Origin of the sequence: Maribacter luteocoastalis, from assembly GCF_048890225.1 — a bacterium.
In the GTDB taxonomy this organism is placed as follows: domain Bacteria; phylum Bacteroidota; class Bacteroidia; order Flavobacteriales; family Flavobacteriaceae; genus Maribacter; species Maribacter luteocoastalis.
In genome coordinates this window covers 208,151-230,976 of the sequence record NZ_JBMFZG010000002.1, presented here as the reverse complement: position 1 = coordinate 230,976, position 22,826 = coordinate 208,151, and the positions used below count along the sequence as shown (strand labels likewise).

Below are 22,826 nucleotides of genomic sequence, written 5' to 3'. Positions count from 1 at the left end.
ACACTCTTATTATAAGTTTCTTTATTTGTAAATTTGAAAATATTTAACAATTAATATTATTAAAGTTATAAAAATGTCAAAAATAAAAACTGATTTTGGAATCGATGAGGCCTTGTTCGCCCTTGGTATTCAAAATTTGAACGATGGAAGCTCTACTGGTTCCAATAATTTTTCTTCGGGAGAAACTATTGAATCCTATTCCCCGGTTGATGGATCACTTATTGCCAAGGTAAAAACGACTTCAAAAAATGATTATGACAAAGTAATTGATGTTGCTTCTGAGGCGTTTAAAACCTGGCGATTAAAGCCGGCCCCACAACGTGGGGAAATAGTGCGCCAATTTGGCAATAAATTAAGGGAACTTAAAGAACCTCTTGGCAAATTGGTTTCCTATGAAATGGGCAAAAGTTACCAAGAAGGTTTGGGCGAGGTACAGGAAATGATAGATATATGTGATTTTGCTGTTGGTCTATCGAGACAATTACACGGTCTTACCATGCACTCAGAAAGGCCTGGACATAGAATGTATGAACAATATCATTCCTTAGGTATTATAGGAATCATTTCTGCCTTTAACTTTCCCGTAGCTGTTTGGGCCTGGAATACAGCTTTAGCATGGATCTGTGGTGATGTCTGTGTTTGGAAACCTTCCGAAAAAACACCCCTATGTGGTGTTGCTTGCCAAAATATTGCTGCCTCAGTATTTAAGGCCAATAATTTACCTGAAGGAATTTCATCAATGATCAATGGTAATTATAAAGTTGGAGAAATGATGACCAACGATGTCCGCATTCCTTTAGTTTCGGCAACGGGATCCATTCGTATGGGAAAAATTGTAGCACAAGCCGTTGCGGCCAGATTAGGCAAATCACTTTTAGAACTCGGAGGAAACAATGCCATTATAGTTACTCCCAATGCAGATATAAAAATGACCGTGATTGGTGCGGTATTCGGAGCTGTAGGCACGGCAGGTCAGCGCTGTACGTCTACCCGTAGGCTTATCATACACGAATCTATCTACAACAAGGTAAAGGATGCTTTGGTAGCCGCTTACAAACAATTACGAGTGGGCAATCCTTTGGATGAAAATAACCATGTTGGCCCTTTGATCGACACTGATGCAGTTGCCAACTACAATAAGGCCTTGAAAAAAGTAGTCGCAGAAGGTGGAAAAATTCTCGTACCTGGCGGCATTTTAGATGGAAAAGGTTATGAAAGCGGATGTTATGTAAAACCGGCTATTGCAGAAGCGGATAACAACTTTGAAATTGTACAACATGAAACTTTTGCACCAGTTCTTTATCTACTGAAATATAGTGGAGAGGTTGAAAATGCAATAGCGATTCAAAACGGTGTTGTTCAAGGGCTATCATCTGCTATAATGACCAGCAACTTGCGTGAGGCGGAACAATTTTTATCCGTTGTAGGAAGTGATTGCGGTATTGCCAATGTAAATATAGGAACATCGGGAGCGGAAATTGGAGGTGCTTTTGGTGGTGAAAAAGAGACAGGTGGAGGCCGTGAAAGTGGATCAGATGCTTGGAAAATATATATGAGAAGACAAACAAATACTATTAACTATACAACCGAACTACCATTGGCCCAAGGTATCAAGTTCGATTTATAAACATAGCATGTACAAAAAAGCCGCATAGCACAATTTTCTTGTTACGCGGCTTTTTGATTTTGAGGATTATTACTCCAACTTCCTTGCATCAGTGTTTGTATTCCCAGTATAACTACCATGCAGCAAAACTTTAACAGCTTTACCACTTTCTTTTTTATTGTTCTCATAGTGCTCAATTGTCATAATCAAGATATTTAATGTAACAGCGAAAAAATAGAGTGTTGTATAAAATGCTCAAAATATTGTATAACTGGAATGCTATAAAATGAAAAAACTCCATAACCAAATAATGGAACGGAGTTTGATCATAAAACCAACTAACTCAAATAATCTTACGGAACCCTATTTCAATGCCGGATCTTCGTCGGGAGAAATAGGGCCTATTATTTTTGCACCTACAAGTTCCACAATTTTACGATTGATAAAAACAAGAATTACATCCATTATATATTAAAATGTACAAATGGAACCATACCATGTATAATTGGAATAAATCCTTAATCCCTGATTGCTAGCAATTAGGCCTTTTTATTTTCTAAAATTTTAAGATATTTTTAATACATTGTAGGTGAAACACCAAACCACCACAAACCATGTCAAAAACAACAACAAATCTACTACTGATGCTCATTACTATTGTAGCTGGCACGTATTTTTATATTACGAGTTGTAGTGAATGTTTAAGTAAGGTGGAAGAGGCAACGAACAATGTTGAAGGTCATACAGATGATAAAAAAATCTCCAAAACCAATATGAATCTTGGTTTGGCCAGGGCCAATTTTGCCAAAAACTATCGTATTAGAAATGGTATTTCCGACACCCGGATAAATACCTCATCCAAAGGAGAAATAGAACCGATAGAAAGCAATGCCACTGAAGAAGGTACATCAAAAAATAGTACAACCATAGTTACCCTTAATAAATAAAAACAACAAAACATGAATTTTGAAAATATGAACATTTGGTGCTGGTTAATTCCGTTATTGGTTGGAGCAATATGTGGAATTTTAGGTTATTTAATTGGTAAAACCCGCAGTGGTGACTTTGTTACTGACAATTCAGATGAATTAAAAATCTTACAGGACAAAAACGCTACCCTTCAGGCAGATTTAGAAGCCTGCAATAAAAAAAATAGTTACAGTGCAGGTTCTGGTGCCAGTCCTAGTGCCTCGGCGGATTCTCTTACCACTGGTGACGAAGTGGCTTCTATACCTTTTGATGTCGCTGCCGCAAAAACTGCCTTGGGCAAAACAATTAAACAAGATGATTTAAAGGTGATAGAGGGTATTGGCCCTAAAATAGAGGGAATGTTTAAAGACGCGGGTATTAAAACTTGGAAAGCGCTTTCCGATGCCTCCGTAGCTGAATGCCAAAGAGTATTGGATGGTGGAGGTAAACGTTATCGGATACACGATCCAGCTTCATGGCCAATGCAGGCTAAAATGTGTTACGAAGGTAAATGGGCAGAATTATCCCAATGGCAAAATCAGCATAAACATGGAAAATTATAATAATCAACTAATCAAACCAAAAACCCCAACAATTGCTCGTTGGGGTTTTTTTTATTATTCTCTGTTTTAATGTTAAAGTGCTCCGTTAGCCTCAACCCATTTAAAATGATATTGATCTTCAGGAAATTTCATTCGTTCAGAGATTCTTTCCAACCTTGCGGGAAGGTTCATTAAATAATCTCTTGCCTTTTCAGCCTCTTCGTTCAAAGACCTAACGGAATCCAACTCCCAATACGCATTAAGCTTCCTTAAAATATCAACATAATCTTGTGCAGTATAAACACCTAAGCGTTGTGCACAATTTGAAAAATTCTCAAATGCCGTTCCTATTGTTCCTCCAGACTCTCTTAGAAAATGTGCTGGCATTACAATTTTTTTCTTCATCATGTCTGCAAAGGCCAACATCATTCCAGATGGATCTTCACCAAAAATGGTCTTCACGAATTCGCGGTAAGCCAAATGATGCCTCATTTCATCACCAGCAATTATCGTACACATTTTACCCAATAAGGCATTACCCTTTTTCTTGGCCATCTGTCCCACTCTTTTGTGAGATATGTTGGTGGCTAGTTCTTGGAAAGAAGTATACACAAAATTCTTATAAGGATCGCGGTCTGTACCAATATCAAAACCATCAGATATTAAATGCTGTGTAGTAATCTCAACTTCTTTCATATTTACCCTACCAGATAAATACAAATATTTGTTTAGGACATCCCCATGCCTGTTTTCTTCACCTGTCCATGCACGCACCCATTTTGCCCAACCGTTGGTCTTATAATCTCCATGTTGATCAATTCCAACCACATCCATTAACCAAGATTCATACGTTGGCAAAGCTTCCTCTGTTATGGTATCGGCCACCATGGTAACCCAAAAATCATATCCCAAATCTTTTGACTCTTCCCGTAGATCCTTAACTTTTTCTAAAAAACCATCCTGTTCAGAATCTGGTAAGAAATCAGAAGGTTGCCATATTTTCTCCACAGGAATAAGAAAAGAATCCATAAAGCCTTCAACTTTCGGCTCTAAGGCCTGCATCACTTCCAGTCTTATGTTTTTTTCAGCCATAATATCATTTTTAACAAAGATCGTCAATTAATTATGGAATAAATACTTAATTGTGTTCCTTTTTTTTAATTTCTGCCCCTTTCATTTGGATATAATGTAAAAATAGGGTCGCTCTGCCAGAACTCTTTGGTGTCAATATCAAAAGCAGTCAAAGGGCCTTTAAAAGCAGCGCCAGTATCAATGTTCCAAACATTGGCAACATTTTGAGGTGTTGTTTTCCCTATGCGGGTTACAGGAGTATGGCCAATATAAATCTCATGATAGTTAACCAGTCTTTTCGGATATTTTATATGGTCTTGGCTTAAATTTGGGTCTATTGAAAGAGCCAGTTCCCATAAGGTACGGTCCCAATAAAAGGTCTTGGTAAAGTATTCAAAATCTATCCCTTTTAGGTTTGTGAACCCGGCGTGCAAAAACAACCTATTATTTTTATCCAAATAGGTGTTTTGAAGATTTTCATAAAAATGCAAATGCCTTTCTAAAGTCTTTTTAGATGCTTTTACATAGGAATTCATGGTAGCCTCACCCCCATGTTGAAACCAAGTAGGGTTATCCTGTTTCGTAGTCAACCAATCATAACAAAGTTCGTCATGGTTTCCCCTAATAAGGATACAATTTTGTTGACTGGAAAGTTCAATTAAAAAATCCACAGTTTCTACGGCATCACTCCATCCATCTACATAATCACCTAGAAAAATTAAAGTATCGTCCTTGGTAACCGAAGCCTTTTTAAGCAATTGCTGTAACCCTTTTAAACCAGCATGTATGTCCCCTATTACTAGTGTTCTATTCTCAGTCATTTTGCAAAAATGGCAATAAGTCCTATGATTACAAGGATTAGTATGACTAAAAAGAAAATTTTCCAAAAGGAATAGGGCCTTTTACCACTTATAACCCCAGTTTGCCCATTAATATAAAGGCTGTATTCCCGGCCATTGTACCTGTAAGCACTAAGGTAAACAGGCAGTAAAATATGCTTAAATGTTTCATCGGTGAGTTTAATGTCTGCGTTGGCCACACGTTGTGTATCGCCTCCAATATCGCGTCTAATCCAATTATAAGCAATGTTCTTGGCTTCCTGAAAAGATGCGTGGTGACCATCTTTAAGGGAAATGGTATACTTTTCGGTCACAAAACCAGATAGATACTTTGTATTGAAACCAACCAAATCTTTAAGGTTCCAATATGAAATTTCCGATGGAATATCCCTTCTTTTTTTCTTTGATGCATTGATTAAAATATCATCCACAAAACCACTAACATCACCAGAAGCATAGGACCACCTTGTTTTTCTTACCTGTCTTGTTCTTTTTCCCTTATTGCTATTATACGTCTGTGTTTCGAAATAATAATCCCCCCGTTGGCCTTGGTAGGATGCAAAGAGTTTAGCGTCAAAAGTCCAAAATGGGACATATAAGCCATGAATGCCTTCTGGGTCAAGGGCAGCCCTTTTTAGTTTATTTGGCGCAAACCAAAGTTTTTTCACCCAGTGCTTAAAAACACTTCTGGCTTTGTTGGTATCTAACTGAAAAGGCACCAAAGCTCCAGGCACGATCCATCCTTCTACCTCCTCATCTTCACGAATAAGAGGCTCGCCGCAATAAACACAACCTAATGATTTAAAATTTTCCTCTACATGCTGATTGGCACCACAATTTTTACAATGCAGCAAAGTGATTGTTTCTGTGTATGCATTTTCGCCAACAACTTTTAGGTAATGCGCCAACTCCAATTCTTCAAAACTACTTTTAGATTGCTCTATAAATTCCTCGTAACCACAGTACTCGCAAACTAATTGATGCGATCCTGGTTTAAACTTTAATTCTGCACCGCAATTGGCACATGCCTTTTTGTGTTCCGATTTTTGAATTTCATCCATAAAAGTGATTTCCACTTTACTATTGTGCGAAAAATTGGTATGCCCTAATATTAGATTATGCGTTTGGCAAAGGTGGAGGCGTACTACCTCCTAGAAATGATTTTAATTCTTCTATCTCCTTTAAACTTGCCCAATTGGCCATGCCTTGTTTCCAAATTAAAGAGTCCCTGTTAACCGTTCTATTGGCAAAAAGTTCTTTCAATTTATCAAAAGTTACCGGCCCCATTTGTTGTCCGTTTACTGCATAATAATAACTTACCGAAACCGGTATTGGTGGTGGGGTAGCCTCAACAGGTTGTTGGATTCCGCCAAAAGGCTGAGTGGTTTGTTGACCCATTATATTACCCATCTGTTGCGCCAAAACAAACCCCATTCCCATTCCCATTCCTGCGCCTGCAGTACCACCTTCATTCATTGCTGCGGCCTCCATGGCTTTGGCTGCCTTAAATTGGGACAGTTTCGTCATATCTAATTTATCTAAACGGCTATACTCAAAAATTTCCTTCTTAAGTTCCTCTGGCATGGAAACATTCTCTATATAAAATTTTTCCAGTTCTATCCCCACGCGACCAAATTCAGGTTGCATAACCATCTGGCATGTTTCAGATAGTTCACTAGTATTGGCGGCATATAGTTCTATAGGTAAGTTGGCCTCCCCAACGGTATCCGTAAAACGAGTAACTATGAGGCTTTTTAAATGTTCATTTACTTCATAATTCGTAAAATTACCGTCTGTACCAACTACATCAATGATGAATTTTCCCGCATCCTGTATTCTAAAACTATATGTGCCAAAAGCACGTATTTCTACTAGTCCAAATCGCTCGTCACTTAACATAAAAGGGTTTTTGGTTCCCCATTTCTCATCAGTGAACAATCTAGTGTTTACAAAATAAACCTCTGCCTTAAATGGACTGTCAAAGCCATATTTCCAACCCTTCAAAGTTGTCAAGATGGGAAGGTTTTTGGTACTTAAGGTGTACGTGCCCGGTGTAAACACATCTGCCAGCTGACCTTCATTAACAAAAACAGCGGTCTGTCCTTCCCTAACAATTAATTGGGCATTGTTCTTTATTTCATTTTGATAGCGTTCAAACCTATGTACTATAGTATCGTTTGTTGTATCCAACCATTCTATAATGTCTATAAACTCGTGGCTCAACTTCTTTTTTATTTCGTCGAAAATGCTCATTTTCAATAGTTTTTATAATTGCGACAAAAAAGGTAGCAAATAGATGTGAGCCAACAAAAATTTACCTTAACCAATCCTAATTAATGCGTTTTAATATTGCTTTATAGGATTTGGTTTAACTTTGCAATACGTAACTATTCTGAATAATTTAATTATTAATTATAATTTCTATTTACCTTAGAATTTGAAAATTCCATAACTATTTATGAAAAAGGTTTTTTGCATTGGCGAACTGCTGATAGATTTTGTTGCCGAAAATCAAGGCAAGGATTTATCAAAAGCAAAAGAATTCACTAAAAAAGCGGGTGGCGCACCAGCAAATGTTGCTTGCGCTATAAGTAAATTAGAAGGAAAAGGAGTTTTTATAGGTTGCGTTGGTGATGATCCTTTTGGCAAATTTTTATTGGATATTCTTGAAAACGCCCATGTTGATATTTCCCTTGCCCAAAAATCTGAAACATTTACCACATTGGCCTTTGTTTCTATAGATGAAGATGGCGAAAGAGACTTTGTTTTTAGCAGAGGTGCGGACAAGGAGTTGGCTTATGATTCATCTATCAAATATAACTTCAAAGACAATATTATTCATTTTGGCGCGGCAACAGCAATGTTGGGCGGTAAGTTGGAGGATGCCTACAACCGCTATTTTTTTGATGCCCTCACCCAAAATTCCTTTATAAGCTTTGATCCTAATTTCAGGATTGATCTTTGGAAGAACAAAGAAGATATATTTATTAAAAAATGTATGCCCTTTGTTGAAAAAGCGCACTTATGTAAATTTAGTCTTGAGGAAGCACAATTACTTTCAGGCAAAATAGGTGTAAAGGAAGCATGTGATTTTTTACATGGGGTAGGTGCAAAAATTATTGTTATTACATTAGGAAGCGAAGGTACTTGGTTAAGTACCAATAGTTTTCAAAAAACAATTCCAAGTATCAGTGTTAAGCCGGTTGACACTACTGGCGCCGGTGATGCTTTTATAGGTTGTTTGCTAAACCAAATTTCTACAAAAACAAACTTGGAAATTACCCTACAGAATGAGGATTTATTAACCAATATGGTTGCTACAGCAAACAAGGCCGGTGCCATTACCACAACTAACTTTGGCGCTATTGAATCTTTGCCAAATCTAGAACAGTTAGCGCTTTAATATGAACCAAGCGGCATTACATAGTTTATTATTTTCTAAAAATACCAGTAAAGGCCCAAATAAGCTCAAGGAGTTATTTGATCTAAGGCTAGCTACAAACCTATCTTTAATAAGTTCCTTGTTCTTTTCACTGTATCCAGAAAAGGAAGACAAAGAATATTTTTATCTATTACTAGAAAAATTAGAAGTACTATTTGGGGAACGTTCCAGTGAACTTAAGAAACTAGATTTAGAACGGTTAAAAGCAGGTAACTGGTATCAAAGCGAGCAATTGGTAGGTATGCAATTGTATGTAGATCGTTTTAACCAAAACCTTAAAGGGCTACAGGAAAAAATTCCCTATTTCGAAGATTTAGGCATTAATTTTTTACACCTAATGCCTATAACCACAAGACCTTCTGGAGAAAATGATGGTGGCTATGCGGTAAACAGCTATCATGAAATTGATGCTAAATATGGGACTAAAGAGGATTTTGTTGAGTTTACAAAAAAAGCACGATCCACTAATATGACCCTAATGTTGGATTTTGTGGTAAACCATACATCCGACGAATTTGAATGGGCTAAAAAAGCTATTGCCGGCGATAAAAAATACCAAAGGTATTATTACACCTATTCAGATAGGCAAATTCCTAACGAATTTGAAAAAACGATGCCTGAGATCTTTCCAGAATCTGCCCCTGGCAGCTTTACCTATAATGAGAAAATGGAAAGATGGGTAATGACCGCCTTTAACCATTACCAGTGGGACCTCAATTATACCAATCCTGAGGTGTTTATTGAAATGCTGGGCAATTTGGTGAAATTAGCCAATATGGGAGTTGATGTAATTCGTTTTGACGCCTTGGCTTTCCTATGGAAAAAAATAGGTACTAATTCCCAAAATTTACCTGAAGCACATCAACTTATATCTCTCTTTAGAATGTGTCTTCAAGTAGTTGCCCCTGGAGTTATTTTATTGGCAGAAGCGATTGTAGACCCTAGGAATATTTTAAAATATTTTGGGGAAAACCAATTAGAGGGCAACGAATGCGAAATAGCTTATAATGCCTCTTTAATGGCCTTATTATGGAATTCCATCGCCACAAAAAAAACATCCCTCTTACAAAAGAGTCTTTTAGAAATTCCAACCAAGCCTATAGATGCCACTTGGATCAATTATATAAGGTGCCATGACGATATTGGATTAGGTTATGATGATGATTTTATTAGAGCCATGGGTTGGTCTCCCTTGCAACACAGAAAATTTCTTCTTGATTACTATTGTAGAAATTTGGATTGGTCACCTGCAAAAGGCTTGATGTTCATGTACAACCCTAAAAATGGAGACGGCAGAATTACGGGCAGCGCAGCATCTCTATTGGGATTGGAAAAAGCTTTGGATCAAAAAGATGAGAAAAAAATAGAAGAATCCATCGCTAAGATTTTAATGCTCCATGGTATAATTTTGGCTTATGGCGGCATACCATTAATTTACGCTGGAGACGAGATTGGAACGTTGAACGATTATTCATTTAGAGATACCTTGGCACATAGAAATGACAGCCGATGGGTAAACCGTCCATTACAGGATTGGGAAGCTATTTCAAAATTGAACAATACCAAAAACCATCAATCCACAATTTTCAACGGGCTTAAAAAACTGATTGGTTTACGTAAAAACCTTCCTGTTTTTGCAGACACTAATAATCTTGTTTTACATCCCAGCCCCAACCCACATCTTCTAGTTTTTGAACGCAAAAACGCTGAGTCTAGGGTTTGGATACTTTCTAATTTTGACGATACGGTACAGTCCATACATGTTTCTTGGTTGTTCAGTATCGGTATTTTTCCTGAGAATAATTTAAAAGACAGTATACGTGGCGAATCGCTTATTTTAGATAAATCATTATTAAAGCTAAATCCATTCCAACAAATGTGGGTTATAGAAAATTAGTTATAACGAACCTTTCTAAGGATTCTTAACCCTTCTTTCAAGGAATTATAAATCTCTGGGTAGCCTTTTTTTACAATTGGCCTTGCCATTTCCATCTGTTCTTTGGCTTCTTCAAAACCATTAATATAGCAAATTAGATAGGTATCCGGCAAATGTAGCAAGTCCTCTGCTTCAGAAGGTTTTAAAGGAATATTGTTTCTAAGTTTAGATAATAGGCTATTGTTGGTGTTGTAAACATGAAATAAGGTTTTTTTATCATAAAGTGGCGGTTCAAATACCAAATCTGTTTGTATTTGGTACGTCCCGTTTTCCTTAAAAGTAATTACCAATTCTTCTAAGGGATAATATTTTTGTTTATTTCCAAGACCTAGTTTCACATATTCCATGGTAGTAAAAGAATGCTCATCATAACTAATGGTAACCTCATCTAGGTTTGAGTAGAATAGTTTAACCTGCTCATTAATTAGTTCTATATCTACCCTGTAATAATACGTATGCCCTTTAACCTGTTTTCTATTGCCCGCCCAACACACTACAAACTGTTCTTTAAAAACTTTGTAATGACTTTCCAAATCTTTATGGCGATGGTTCAAGAAATCTATAACACCATCTAAGGTCAATTTTATATTATTGCGGGCATGTTGTTCTATGGTTGCAACAATATTGGAATTCACATCCTTAAGTTCAATATTATAAGCTTTGGGTAAACTTATACTTCCTTCCCTAAAGAATACAGAACCCCCATAATACTTCCATATATTCTTTCGTAAAGAACAGACCTTTCCGTTTGATTTTATTGTGACCAGACCAACTACCTTTCCTTCTGGCAGATGTGGAAAAGGAATATTTTCATACGATATTAATGGTGGGTTGTCCAAATAGGCATTAACAAGGTTTTGAATCTTACTGTCATCAAAAAAGTCGACCCCTATAATTTGATTATCCTCATCTTCGACCCCTATTACGATAAAGGAATTATTATTGGGATTACTGTTGGCCAACGCGCAAACATGCTTTAAAAATTTGCCTTTACCCTCTTTTTCTCCAATAGCTATAAAACGCTTCTTGTCATAAAAACTATTCTCATCGTTGTGGGCGAGCAAGTTTTTTACTAGAAGACGTTTATTGATCATAGATTTTTATTGACAATTGTGGAAGAAGCTTGTGCTGTGGACATCACCACTAGGTCGGCAATATTAACATGGTAAGGCCTTGTCACCACAAAATAAATAATGTCCGCTATATCCTCTGCAACAAGAGGTTGAAATCCTTTATATACAGTGGCTGCACGAGCATCATCCCCTTTAAAACGTACTTTACTAAATTCTGTTTCTACCAAACCTGGGTTAACTGCCCCTACCCTAATCCCATATTGATTTAAATCTATTCGCATGCCTTGATTAATAGCATCTACCGCATGTTTACTTGCACAATACACATTTCCTTTTGGATATACTTCTTTGCCCGCTGTAGAACCAATATTAATAATATGCCCTTCCTTACGCTCTATCATCTGTGGAAGAATAGCCTTTGAAACATATAATAACCCTTTTACATTAATGTCTAGCATAGCGTCCCAATCTTCCAAACTACCTTCTTCTATTGGGTCTAATCCGTGTGCATTACCAGCATTGTTTATGAGAATATCAATTTTAGAAAATGCATCAGGGAGTAATGCGATGGCATCAAAAACTGCATTTTTATCCCTAACGTCAAAATTTAAGGTATGAACTTTTACTTGTTTTCCTATCTGTGTTTTAAGTTCTTGCAACCTTTCCTCACGCCTACCACAAAGTATTAAATTTATGTCATTTTGTGCAAATAAGATTGCTGTTGCCTTACCTATACCGCTTGTAGCTCCAGTAATAAATGCTGTTTTACCCATACCTATATTTTTAAGGGACTTCGTGCCCATTACCCGCTTCCAACATTAAAAACCAATCTTCCAATTCCATTTCCAAACCAACTGCCTTCATGGCCAATTCCAATCTTTTTGGTGTTGCTGTACCCACCACAGGGTATACTTTACTGGGATGCTTTAAGATCCATGCCAATAGCAACTGATCTTCTGTAAGCTCATATTTATAGCAAAGTTGATCCAATACCTTTTTAATGCGTTTGGTTTGTGAGGTGATTTCCCTAAAATAAGCACCTAATGGACTCCATGACATCGCCAAACGATCATTGGTCAAGCAATCATCTAATGTACCATCATACATTACATTATTTGTCGTTAAGGAGTATTCCACTTGGTTTGCCTGTACGGGAACTTCTTTTTCAACTAAGGCAATTTGGGAAGGCGAAAAATTAGAAACTCCAAATCCCCTTATTTTACCATCCTTTTTAAGTTGTAAAATAGCCTCTGCAATTTCATCTGGGTGCATTAAAGGGCTTGGTCTATGTAAAAGTAAAAGGTCCAAATAATCGGTTTTCAGCATTTTTAATGATCTCTCAACAGACCAAATAATATAGTCCTTCCCATAATCGTAATGTTTTACTTTATTTTCCCTGGTCGCTGTCTTAAACTGAATGCCACATTTGCTAATTAGCTGTATGTCTTTACGTTGTATGCCACTTTTAGCGAAAGCTACACCAAACTGTTCTTCATTGGTATAGTCGCCATATATATCCGCATGGTCAAATGTGGTTATGTTATTTTCCAAACAGTGATTTATTAAAGCAATCATTTTTTCTGTGGAAAGTTTTTTCCCCCAATTGCCCCATGTCATGGTTCCCGCAATTATTCTGGAATAGTTGGTTGTATAGCTCATAGCCTGTGAAATTAAAAAGAAATCCCTTAAATACTTCATAAAAATAAGGGGTTTTCGGTATTTTTAACCAATCGTTAACAGCTACTCAATGAATTAATTTTCAATTTGCACAACTGTTAAACAATAAGCCTTACATTACCAAAAATATTATCATATTAGATGGAAGAAAATACAACGGTTGACATTAGTGCCGTAAATGAGAAGATAGCCGAAGAAAGTGCATTTATAGATTTGCTTGTCCTAGAAATGAACAAAGTTATTGTTGGACAAAAGCACATGGTTGAGCGATTGCTTATTGGTCTTTTGGGTCAGGGACATATTTTGTTGGAGGGTGTTCCAGGACTTGCTAAAACTTTAGCGATAAACACTTTGGCAAAAGCCGTAAAAGGTAGTTTTAGCAGAATACAGTTCACTCCAGACCTTTTACCTGCAGATGTTGTCGGCACATTGATCTATAACATGAAGGAGAACGATTTTTCTATTAAGAAAGGTCCCATTTTTGCCAATTTTGTCCTTGCCGATGAGATTAACAGGGCGCCGGCCAAGGTACAGTCCGCCTTGTTGGAAGCCATGCAGGAAAAACAAGTTACCATTGGGGATGAGACCTTTATCTTAGACAAACCATTCTTGGTAATGGCAACGCAAAACCCGGTAGAGCAAGAAGGAACATATCCACTGCCTGAAGCACAGGTAGACCGTTTTATGCTTAAAACAGTTATTGATTATCCTAAAATGAACGAGGAGCAACTGATTATGCGCCAAAATCTTTTAGGTGCTTATGAGGAGGTAAAACCAGTGGTTAGCTTAAAACAGATACTTAGTGCCCAAAAGGCCGTTCGTGACGTATACATGGATGAAAAAATAGAAAAATACATATTGGATATCATTTTTGCTACCAGATATCCAGAAAAATATAATCTTGAAAACCTAAAACCCTTAATAAGTTTTGGCGCCTCCCCCAGGGGAAGTATCAACTTGGGCGTGGCCGCAAAATGCTACGCCTTTATTAAAAGAAGGGGATACGTGGTGCCAGAAGATGTTAGGGCGGTAGTGCATGATGTATTGCGACACAGAATAGGCATTACCTATGAAGCGGAAGCGGAAAATATTACTTCAGAAGAAATCATCAATAAAATTGTTAACGAGATTGAAGTACCTTAAATCAGTTCACAGTTATAAGTAAACAGTCCCGTGTTTGTTACGACAAGCCAATGTTCTTCAGCTGATTACTCATTTTTAATTACTGGTTACTGAAAAAAGATGGATACCAAGGAACTACTTAAAAAAGTACGTAAAATAGAGATTAAGACGAGACGTCTTTCCGACCATATTTTTGGCGGGGAATACCATTCTACATTTAAAGGTAGGGGTATGACCTTTAGCGAAGTTCGACAGTATCAATTTGGGGATGATGTACGAAGTATCGATTGGAATGTAACCGCAAGATATAATGAGCCCTATGTAAAGGTCTTTGAGGAAGAACGGGAACTAACGATGATGTTAATGGTAGATGTAAGTGGTTCTGAGCTTTTTGGAACAACCAATCAATTTAAGAACGAAATACTTACAGAGATCTCCGCTACATTAGCCTTTAGTGCGTTACAGAACAATGATAAGGTAGGTTTAATTTTGTTTTCTGACCAAGTAGAGCTTTTCATTCCTCCAAAAAAAGGAAAAACCCATGTGTTAAGAATTATTAGGGAACTACTGGAGTTTAAACCTACTAGCACAAAAACAGATATTGCTGAGGCCTTAAAATACCTCACTAACGTCATGAAAAAGAAAGCTATTGTATTTGTGCTTTCAGATTTTATTGCGTCAGATTACGAAAGAACCTTGAAAATTACGGGAAACAAGCACGACGTTACGGGAATTAGGGTATATGATAAAAGGGAGGAAAGTATTCCAAACCTTGGTATGGTACAAATGGCAGACTCAGAAACCGGCAGCATTAAATTGATCAATACCCAATCTAAAAAAGTACGTAATTCATATGCAGAATTTCATAGGGACCGTGTAAATTATTTCAAGGAAACCTTTACAAAATCTGGCTGTGGCGTTTTAGACTGTAGGGTTGATGAGAGTTATGTCCGCAAATTATTAGGTTATTTTAAAAGAAGGGGTTAATGCAGGGAAAAGATAACAGGATACAAATATTACATTGGAAATTAAGCACCTTATCTTGGTTTGCCTTATTTCTTTTGATGTTTGGTTTTGATGGTTTTTCACAAACAAGACCAGACATTATTACTGCGGTAGATACTACATACATTAAAATTGGCGAGCAAATACAATGGAAGGTTTCCGTGATGGATATTGATTCTACGGATCAGGTAATTTTTCCTGAGGGCCAAACATTTTCTCCTTTAGAAACCGTTAAAGCTTTTGCCACGGATACAACTCGAAAAAATGATAGGCTTACCCTTCAAAAAATATATGCGCTAACACAATTTGATTCCGGTTCTTATAAACTACCCTCCCAACGTATTGAAATCAACGGAAATGGCTTCATGACAGATTCTATGGTAATTAACGTAGAAACCATCCCCGTTGATACCATTGCCCAGAAAATGTATGAGATCAAACCGCTAATAGTAGTCGAAAAAAGTAATACAGACTGGTGGAAGTATCTTTTGACAGGTTTATTTCTTCTGATAATTATTGGCGGGCTTTTTTATTGGTTCGTAGTTCGTAAAAAACCTATGACCGAAGAAGAAAAAGAAGCTCTTTTACCTCCATATGACAGAGCATTGTTGGAATTAAAGCGACTTGAAAATTCAAAATACTTAATTAAAGATGAGTTTAAGGAATACTACTCTGAACTAACCACAATTGTACGGTCGTATTTAGAAGAGGATGTTCATGTTTCAGCTTTGGAAAGTACTACCGGTCAATTAATTGAAAAATTAGAATTATTAAGTGATTCCGGAGAATTAGAGCTGGATAAAGAGACTATTTATCAATTCAAAAATATATTGCAAACAGCAGATTTGGTGAAATTTGCCAAATCCAAACCTTCTAGTAGCGTTGCCGAACAGGACAGGAAACTGGTAGAACAAATTGTGGTTAAAACCCACGAGGCACTACCCGAACCAACAGAAGAGGAATTAATGCAACTGGCAGAATACCAAGAAGAGCTAGAACGTAAAAAACAAAAGAAAAAACTTGTTATCGGCATTGCATCTTTGGCAGTCTTAATTTTAATGGGTATTACCATAGCTGGGTTTAAATATGGGTTTGGCTATTTAAAAGATACCGTAATTGGGCACCCTACCAAAGAATTGTTGGAAGGAGAATGGATTTCCAGTTCATATGGTTATCCACCTATAATTTTGGAAACTCCCAAAGTACTGGTAAGACAAGAAGTTAAATTACCCCCAGAAGCAAAAAGCAGCATACAAGAAATACAGGCATTTGGTTATAGAAGCTCTTTGGGACTTTTTACCGTAGCAACTACCTCTATAACCATGAACCAAGAGCAAGAGGTTGCCTTTGACCAAACAATAGAGCAAATCATAAAAGGTTTTGAACAACAAGGCGCCAAAAATATCATTACCAAGCAAGAAGAATTTACCACTATTAGTGGTGTAAAAGGCATTAAGGTTTTTGGCAGTGGAAAATTTAAGGCGCCAGAGGTAAAAGAACTGGTAAAAGGAGAGTATACGGTCCTCTTATTCGGTGGCAAGGGCTTTCAACAATATATAATCCTTACTTGGCTAGATGACGATACCTATGCCCAAAAAATAGTTGATAGAATACTAACGACCATTGAAGTTAAATTAGAAGTTTAGATGTTAGAAAATATATCATTTGCAAATCCGGATTTCTTTTGGCTGTTTTTACTGCTGCCTTTGGCCGTTTTATGGTATTTTTTTAAACAAAAAGAAGAAACGGCCTCATTACGTATATCGTCTATAAAAGGTTTTACATATAGTAATTTTTTACCACGTTTAAAGCCATTGTTATTTATATTGCGATTGTTGGCTCTTGCAGGAATTATAGTGGCTATGGCCAGACCGCAGACCGAGGATATTTCTACACGAACCAAAACAACCAAAGGCATAGACATTGTCATGGCCATTGACGTTTCTTCTAGTATGTTGGCTCGCGACCTAAAACCAAACAGGTTATCGGCACTTAAAAAAGTAGCGGCAGATTTTATAAATAAAAGGCCCAATGATCGTATTGGCTTAGTGGCTTATGCAGGAGAAGGCTACACCAAAACACCAATAACCACAGATAAATCTATTGTCCTAGGCTCCTTGCAGGAGATAACCTACGGACAATTGGAAGATGGCACGGCTATAGGTATGGGTCTCGCTACATCGGTAAACCGTTTAAAAGAAAGTAAAGCGAAAAGTAAAATTATCATTCTTCTTACAGATGGCGTAAACAATTCTGGATTTATAGAACCTCAAACAGCGGCCGATCTTGCTATAGAATTTGGGATTAAAACATACACTATTGGTTTAGGAACCAATGGTAACGCGCTTTCTCCCATAGCTTATAATGCTGATGGTTCCTTTAGATATGGTATGCGACAGGTGGAAATTGATGAAGACTTATTGAAAAATATAGCGGAAGTCACAGGCGGCAAATATTTTAGGGCAACAAATAATGAAACCTTAGAGGAGATTTATGATGAAATAAATAAATTGGAAAAAACCGAAATAGAAGAATTTAAATATTACCGTTACGAAGAAAAATTTAGGCCGTGGGTATTGCTGGCGGGCGTATTTTTGGTATTGGAATGGATTTTGAGAAATACAATATTTAGAAGTTTTGTGTAAGTTATGATTCAGTTAGACGAAAAAATATATTTTTATTTGCTCTTCATCATTCCGGTGATCGTAGTCATTTTCCTTTTGGTGTTGGTCTGGAAAAAACGAACACAGAAAAAATTTGCAGACAGCATTCTACTTAAGCGTTTAACACCAACAAGATCAAATTATAAAAGCACTTTAAAACTTATTTTCTTTTTACTAGGTCTTGCTGGACTAATAATAGCTCTGGTAAATCCTAAAATTGGGACAAAATTAGAAACCGTTAAACGAGAAGGCGTTGATATTGTATTTGCTGTTGATGTCTCTAAAAGTATGTTGGCAGAAGATATTGCGCCTAACCGCATAGAAAAGGCAAAGAGATTGGTGTCTGAAATTATAAATCAATTGGCAAGTGATCGTATCGGTATTATTGCCTATGCTGGGCAAGCTTATCCACAATTGCCCATAACAACGGATTATGGTGCCGCGAAAATGTTCCTACAGGGAATGAATACCGACATGTTGACTTCTCAGGGAACCGCAATTAACCAAGCTATAGAATTAGCTACTACATTTTACGATGATGATGAACAGACCAATAGGGTCTTGTTTATTATTTCCGATGGTGAAGACCATACGGATGGCTCTGCCATGGATGCTGTAGAAAATGCTGTAGATGAAGGCATAAAAATTTACACCATTGGTGTAGGTTCTTTAAAGGGGTCTGTAATTCCCATGAAGAAAAATGGTGTTGTGGAGTCTTTGAAAAAAGATGCAGAAGGTCTGGTAGTCATTACGAAACTTAACCAAGAAGTCTTAATGGATATAGCCAGCGAAGGAAATGGAAAATATATTGATGGCACAAATACCGACGAAGCGGTTGAACTCATAAAAGAAGAACTCCTTCAAATGGATAAAAAAGAGTTTGAGGCAAAGCAATTTGCAGAGTACAAAGACCAATTCCAATGGTTTCTAGGCGCAGGGCTTTTGTTCCTCTTTTTAGAAATATTTATCTTGGACCGTAAGACCAAATGGCTTAAAAAACTGAATTTGTTCAATGAAAAACAGTCCGATTAAAATGAAAAATATCCCTATTTTATTTTTACTTCTGTTTATGGTCAAAGTCATTACTGCCCAAGAAGTGGATGTCAAGGAAAAAGCAAAGGCATTGAAGACCTCCAAAAATTTAACATGGGAAGGCAACAGAAATTTATCTGACAATAACTTTATCCAAGCGGAAGTAGATTATAGAATGGCTATAGCCAAAAGTTCGGAAAATGCAGCTGCCCCCTATAATTTGGGCAATGCTTATTACAATAATGAAACCTATAGTGAGGCTTTTGGCAGGTTTAAAGAAGCAGGTGAGACTGCAACCACAAAACAAGAAAAGCACAAAGCCTATCATAATATGGGCAACGTTTTTATGAAAAGGAAAGAGTATGACAAAGCGGTCGAGGCATACAAAGAAGCATTACGCAATAACCCTAAAGATGAAGAAACTCGTTATAATTTAGCCTTGGCCAAAGAATTGCTGAAGAAGCAACAAGACGAGAACAAGGATAAAAACGACGAGAACAAAGATCAACAAGACCAACAGGACAAAAAAGATCAAGATCAAAATAAGGAAGGGGACAACAAGGACGAGAACAAGGATAAAAAAGATCAGGGTGACCAAGGGGATGAAGGGGATAAAAATGATGAAGGGGAACAAGGTGACGAAAAGAAAGATGAGAATAAAGAAGGTGATGGGGATGAGAAAAAAGAACAAAACAAAAAACCCGAACAAGGAGACCAGCCCCAGCAACCTAGACCTAATCAACTATCTAAACAACAGGTAGAAAATCTTTTGCGAGCTATGCAAAATGCCGAGAAAAAAGTACAGGATAAGATAGATGCCAAAAAGATTAAGGGCGCTAAGGTTAAAAATGAAAAAGATTGGTAGTTGATTATGACATTTAAAAAGTACATATCAATAATTCCCCTTTTATTACTTGTCTTTCAGATAAAGGCACAGGATAATGCTGCCGTTACTTTTGAAATGAATTTGAGCAAACCTAAATTAGGTCTTAATGAACGTTTGCGTGTAGATTTTACCATGAATAAGGACGGAGATAATTTCAATCCGCCAGATTTTACTGGTTTTAGGGTGCTTATGGGGCCTTCTCAAGCTATAAGTTCTTCTTGGATAAATGGAGTCCGTAGTTATTCAAAAACATATTCCTATACACTTGCCCCAACTTCACAGGGAGAATTTACCATAAAACAAGCAACAATCGATATTAGTGGTAAAACTTATAAATCATTACCTAAAAATGTTACGGTAACCGCAGCGGTGGATAAACCTAGTGATCAAATGACAGCTGATGATGTTGCCGATGAAAATTTGCATTTGGTAGCGGAAGTCTCAAAATCCAATCCATATTTAAATGAGGCCATTAGCGTAGTTTATAAATTATATGTAAGCCCAAATATTAGTGTTTCCAATTATCAACCTTTAGATAACCCTAAATACAATAATTTTTGGAGCCAAGATATTAAAGTGTCTCGCTTAAACGCACAAAATGGAACATATAAGGGCAAGCCATATAGGTACGTCGTTTTAAAAAGAGTAGTCCTGTATCCGCAAAAATCCGGAAAGTTGGAGTTGGAACCCCTATCGTTAGATGTTACTGTGGACGTGCCTACGAACAAAAGGGATTTTTTTGGCGGCAGAATTTATGCCCAAACGAACAAAACTGTTTCTGCCGGTAATAGAACAATTGATGTTAAGGCCCTTCCCTTAACTAATCAACCGGAAGACTTTACTGGTGCCGTAGGCGATTTTGAGTTCTTGGTAACCACAAATAAAAATTCATTGAACGCATCAGAGTCATTACAAGCTGTTGTGGAAGTAAACGGAAAAGGGAACCTTAAACTTTTTAAGCTTCCAGAACCGGAACTACCAAGTGCTTTGGAGGTATACGAACCAGAATTTACTGAAGGGGTTAGAACCACTTTAAGTGGAATGCAGGGCAAGGTTAGTAATAGCTATACCATTGTTCCTGCGTTTAGGGGTAAATATCCCATACCTTCCATTTCTTTTAGTTACTTTAATCCAACTACGGAGCAGTATACCACCCTAAAATCAGACGAAATTGTGGTCAATGTCCTAGAAGGACCTACAAGCGGCAACAATACCGCCATTTTAAATAATACCAACAAACAACAAGTAGTTGCAAACGGTAATCAATTTAATTTTATTAAACTAACACCGAATCTATCCCCAATAGAACATTCCTATTTTTTTCGTTCCCAATTATATTACGCATTACTGTTAGGTCCCTTATTACTAATACCTATCGCTATTTTATTAAGAAGGAAAAGAGATGCTATGGCAGGTGATGTTATTGGCAATAAAGTTAAAAAAGCAAATAAGTTGGCGCGTAAATATTTGTCAGCCGCTAAGAAACAAATGGGGAATAAGGATGATTTTTATGTTGCCTTGGAAAGAGCCTTACATAATTATCTAAAGGCAAAATTAAAGATAGAGACCTCTGAGTTTAGCAAGGACAAAATTTCAGAATTACTATTGAAAAAACAGATAGAAGAAAGCACGGTCAATGAATTTATTGGTCTTTTGACAAACTGTGAAGCGGCAAGGTATAGTCCCTTTTCCAAAGTTGAGATACAACGTGATTATGAAAAGGCAAGTGACGTAATTTCATTAATGGATAAACAATTATAGGGATGTACAAAAAAAGCACCATTACATTTCTTTGCCTCTTATTCTCTTTATATATGGGAGCACAGCAGGGGGATTCTATTTTTGAAAAGGCCACTAAAGCATATAATGAAGGAGATTTTTCTAATGCTGTAGCGTTATATCATAAAATACTTGAAGGAGGTGAGCATTCCGCAGCGTTATATTTTAATATGGGAAATGCCTATTATAAGCTTAATGAAATTCCTGAGAGTATATACTACTTTGAAAAATCACTTTTATTAAACCCTAATGATGAGGAAGTTAAACAAAACCTTAGCTATGCCCAAAACATGACTTTGGATGCGATAGACACCCTTCCCCAAACGAGTTTGTCAAGATTTTACAAAAATATTACCAATAGATTCTCTTTTGAAGGGTGGGCTTATTTATCCATTTTATTTCTTACTCTTTTCGTAGTGTTATACATTGCTTTCTATTATTTTGAGCATAGCTCAAGAAAAAGATGGGCATTTATAACTAGCCTATTGTTTTTAATCCTTTGTGTGGTGAGTGTTGTTTTTGCATTTGTTGCACAGAGAGATTATAATTCAGATAACCCAGCCATTATTTTTGCAGACGAAATACAAATTAGCGCGGAACCCAATGAGAATAGCCAAGAAGTCTTCATTTTGCATGCAGGTACAAAAGTGAATGTTCTAGATCAACTAAACGCCTGGTATAGAATAAGACTTACCGACGGTAAAACGGGCTGGATCCCATCAGAAGCATTAAAATTGTTAAAGAATTTTTAATATTTCCTTAACGGCACAAAATTTACATTACTTTATATTTGTAATAAATCGCAAATAATCTAAGTTGAAACCGTATTTACATATTTTTATAATGCTAGTATGGCTTTTTGCCATAGTGGCCCCTTCTATGGTTTCCTATTTGTCCGATGAAGATCAAACTGTTATCTCCTTTAATTTAAATGAGGAAGAACAGCAAGAACAAGATCAGAAATCTACTGCAGAAGAAAAGTTTGTAAAGGAAAATTCTTTGGATATTTCCTTTTTAAAATTTCATATAAAATCTTCGATAAAAGATTTAGAGTATATAAAGTACTACAATCACACGTTGGAAGTACAATCTCCTCCTCCCAAACATATTTGTTAGTTTTCTAAATTAATTTATTTACTAACAATTTCCCTTATTATAAATCATAAGGGAAAATATATTTTTAT

At 36.7% G+C, this 22,826-nt stretch carries 21 protein-coding genes; 14 read left to right on the top strand and 7 right to left on the bottom strand.

What is annotated here, in order from left to right; translation table 11 throughout:
- The first annotated feature begins 73 nt into the window (after positions 1-73).
- The 3 genes from amaB to ACOCEA_RS05560 all read left to right on the top strand — a co-directional run bounded on the left by amaB (position 74) and on the right by ACOCEA_RS05560 (position 3,138).
- On the top strand, positions 74-1,627 hold the full coding sequence (gene amaB, locus ACOCEA_RS05570) for an L-piperidine-6-carboxylate dehydrogenase (RefSeq protein ID WP_420755221.1): 1,554 nt from the start codon (positions 74-76) through the stop codon (positions 1,625-1,627).
- A gap of 593 nt (positions 1,628-2,220) precedes the next feature.
- Positions 2,221-2,553 carry an OmpA family protein gene (locus ACOCEA_RS05565; protein ID WP_420755220.1) on the top strand — a complete coding sequence of 111 codons (333 nt, stop codon included), beginning with the start codon at positions 2,221-2,223 and terminating at the stop codon, positions 2,551-2,553.
- A 12-nt stretch (positions 2,554-2,565) separates the two neighbouring features.
- Positions 2,566-3,138 (top strand): hypothetical protein, encoded by a 573-nt coding sequence (locus ACOCEA_RS05560; protein ID WP_420755219.1) that lies wholly within the window; start codon positions 2,566-2,568, stop codon positions 3,136-3,138.
- A gap of 72 nt (positions 3,139-3,210) precedes the next feature.
- Here the strand turns inward: ACOCEA_RS05560 and ACOCEA_RS05555 are convergent, their stop codons facing one another.
- The 4 genes from ACOCEA_RS05555 to ACOCEA_RS05540 form a co-directional block, all read right to left on the bottom strand.
- Entirely contained in the window at positions 3,211-4,209 is a 999-nt protein-coding gene (locus tag ACOCEA_RS05555) for an acyl-ACP desaturase (protein ID WP_420755218.1), read from the bottom strand.
- 65 nt (positions 4,210-4,274) lie between these two features.
- Positions 4,275-5,009 carry a metallophosphoesterase family protein gene (locus tag ACOCEA_RS05550; protein ID WP_420755217.1) on the bottom strand — a complete coding sequence of 245 codons (735 nt, stop codon included), beginning with the start codon at positions 5,007-5,009 and terminating at the stop codon, positions 4,275-4,277.
- The gene (locus ACOCEA_RS05545; RefSeq protein WP_420755216.1) at positions 5,006-6,088 is read right to left on the bottom strand and encodes a TFIIB-type zinc ribbon-containing protein; all 1,083 of its coding nucleotides are present in this window, start codon (positions 6,086-6,088) and stop codon (positions 5,006-5,008) included. Before ACOCEA_RS05545 ends, ACOCEA_RS05550 begins: the two co-directional genes overlap by 4 nt.
- A gap of 55 nt (positions 6,089-6,143) precedes the next feature.
- Complete coding sequence (locus ACOCEA_RS05540; protein ID WP_420755215.1) at positions 6,144-7,280, bottom strand: SPFH domain-containing protein; 1,137 nt, start codon at positions 7,278-7,280, stop codon at positions 6,144-6,146.
- A 205-nt stretch (positions 7,281-7,485) separates the two neighbouring features.
- Here ACOCEA_RS05540 and ACOCEA_RS05535 point away from each other — a divergent pair, with 205 nt between their 5' ends.
- Both ACOCEA_RS05535 and ACOCEA_RS05530 read left to right on the top strand, forming a co-directional pair.
- Entirely contained in the window at positions 7,486-8,430 is a 945-nt protein-coding gene (locus ACOCEA_RS05535; protein ID WP_420755214.1) for a carbohydrate kinase family protein, read from the top strand.
- Position 8,431: 1 nt separating this feature from the next.
- A complete protein-coding gene (locus ACOCEA_RS05530; RefSeq protein WP_420755213.1) occupies positions 8,432-10,366 on the top strand; it encodes an alpha-amylase family protein in 1,935 nt (644 codons plus the stop codon).
- Here the strand turns inward: ACOCEA_RS05530 and ACOCEA_RS05525 are convergent.
- Genes ACOCEA_RS05525 through ACOCEA_RS05515 form a run of 3 tightly spaced genes read right to left on the bottom strand, consistent with a single transcriptional unit; the run spans position 10,363 to position 13,137 of the window.
- Positions 10,363-11,499: an ATP-binding protein gene (locus ACOCEA_RS05525; RefSeq protein WP_420755212.1), complete on the bottom strand. Its 1,137-nt coding sequence runs from the start codon at positions 11,497-11,499 to the stop codon at positions 10,363-10,365. The genes ACOCEA_RS05530 and ACOCEA_RS05525 overlap by 4 nt on opposite strands.
- The gene (locus tag ACOCEA_RS05520) at positions 11,496-12,251 is read right to left on the bottom strand and encodes an SDR family NAD(P)-dependent oxidoreductase (protein ID WP_420755211.1); all 756 of its coding nucleotides are present in this window, start codon (positions 12,249-12,251) and stop codon (positions 11,496-11,498) included. Before ACOCEA_RS05520 ends, ACOCEA_RS05525 begins: the two co-directional genes overlap by 4 nt.
- Positions 12,252-12,261: 10 nt before the next feature.
- Positions 12,262-13,137, bottom strand: coding sequence for an aldo/keto reductase (locus ACOCEA_RS05515; RefSeq protein ID WP_420755532.1), 876 nt, complete (start codon positions 13,135-13,137; stop codon positions 12,262-12,264).
- 159 nt (positions 13,138-13,296) lie between these two features.
- On the opposite strand from ACOCEA_RS05515, the gene ACOCEA_RS05510 reads away from it, so the two are divergent.
- From ACOCEA_RS05510 to ACOCEA_RS05470, 9 genes are all read left to right on the top strand, one after another.
- Entirely contained in the window at positions 13,297-14,298 is a 1,002-nt protein-coding gene (locus ACOCEA_RS05510) for an AAA family ATPase (RefSeq protein WP_420755210.1), read from the top strand.
- A gap of 99 nt (positions 14,299-14,397) precedes the next feature.
- Positions 14,398-15,264: a DUF58 domain-containing protein gene (locus tag ACOCEA_RS05505; protein WP_420755209.1), complete on the top strand. Its 867-nt coding sequence runs from the start codon at positions 14,398-14,400 to the stop codon at positions 15,262-15,264.
- Positions 15,264-16,928 carry a hypothetical protein gene (locus tag ACOCEA_RS05500; protein ID WP_420755208.1) on the top strand — a complete coding sequence of 555 codons (1,665 nt, stop codon included), beginning with the start codon at positions 15,264-15,266 and terminating at the stop codon, positions 16,926-16,928. Before ACOCEA_RS05505 ends, ACOCEA_RS05500 begins: the two co-directional genes overlap by 1 nt.
- Positions 16,929-17,927 carry a vWA domain-containing protein gene (locus tag ACOCEA_RS05495; protein ID WP_420755207.1) on the top strand — a complete coding sequence of 333 codons (999 nt, stop codon included), beginning with the start codon at positions 16,929-16,931 and terminating at the stop codon, positions 17,925-17,927.
- A gap of 3 nt (positions 17,928-17,930) precedes the next feature.
- Positions 17,931-18,977: a VWA domain-containing protein gene (locus ACOCEA_RS05490; RefSeq protein ID WP_420755206.1), complete on the top strand. Its 1,047-nt coding sequence runs from the start codon at positions 17,931-17,933 to the stop codon at positions 18,975-18,977.
- The gene (locus ACOCEA_RS05485; RefSeq protein WP_420755205.1) at positions 18,958-19,842 is read left to right on the top strand and encodes a tetratricopeptide repeat protein; all 885 of its coding nucleotides are present in this window, start codon (positions 18,958-18,960) and stop codon (positions 19,840-19,842) included. The genes ACOCEA_RS05490 and ACOCEA_RS05485 overlap by 20 nt, the downstream gene beginning before the upstream one ends.
- A gap of 6 nt (positions 19,843-19,848) precedes the next feature.
- Positions 19,849-21,624: a BatD family protein gene (locus ACOCEA_RS05480; RefSeq protein WP_420755204.1), complete on the top strand. Its 1,776-nt coding sequence runs from the start codon at positions 19,849-19,851 to the stop codon at positions 21,622-21,624.
- 53 nt (positions 21,625-21,677) lie between these two features.
- Positions 21,678-22,394 (top strand): SH3 domain-containing protein, encoded by a 717-nt coding sequence (locus ACOCEA_RS05475; protein WP_420755203.1) that lies wholly within the window; start codon positions 21,678-21,680, stop codon positions 22,392-22,394.
- A gap of 91 nt (positions 22,395-22,485) precedes the next feature.
- A complete protein-coding gene (locus ACOCEA_RS05470; RefSeq protein WP_420755202.1) occupies positions 22,486-22,758 on the top strand; it encodes a hypothetical protein in 273 nt (90 codons plus the stop codon).
- The last annotated feature ends 68 nt before the right edge of the window (positions 22,759-22,826 follow it).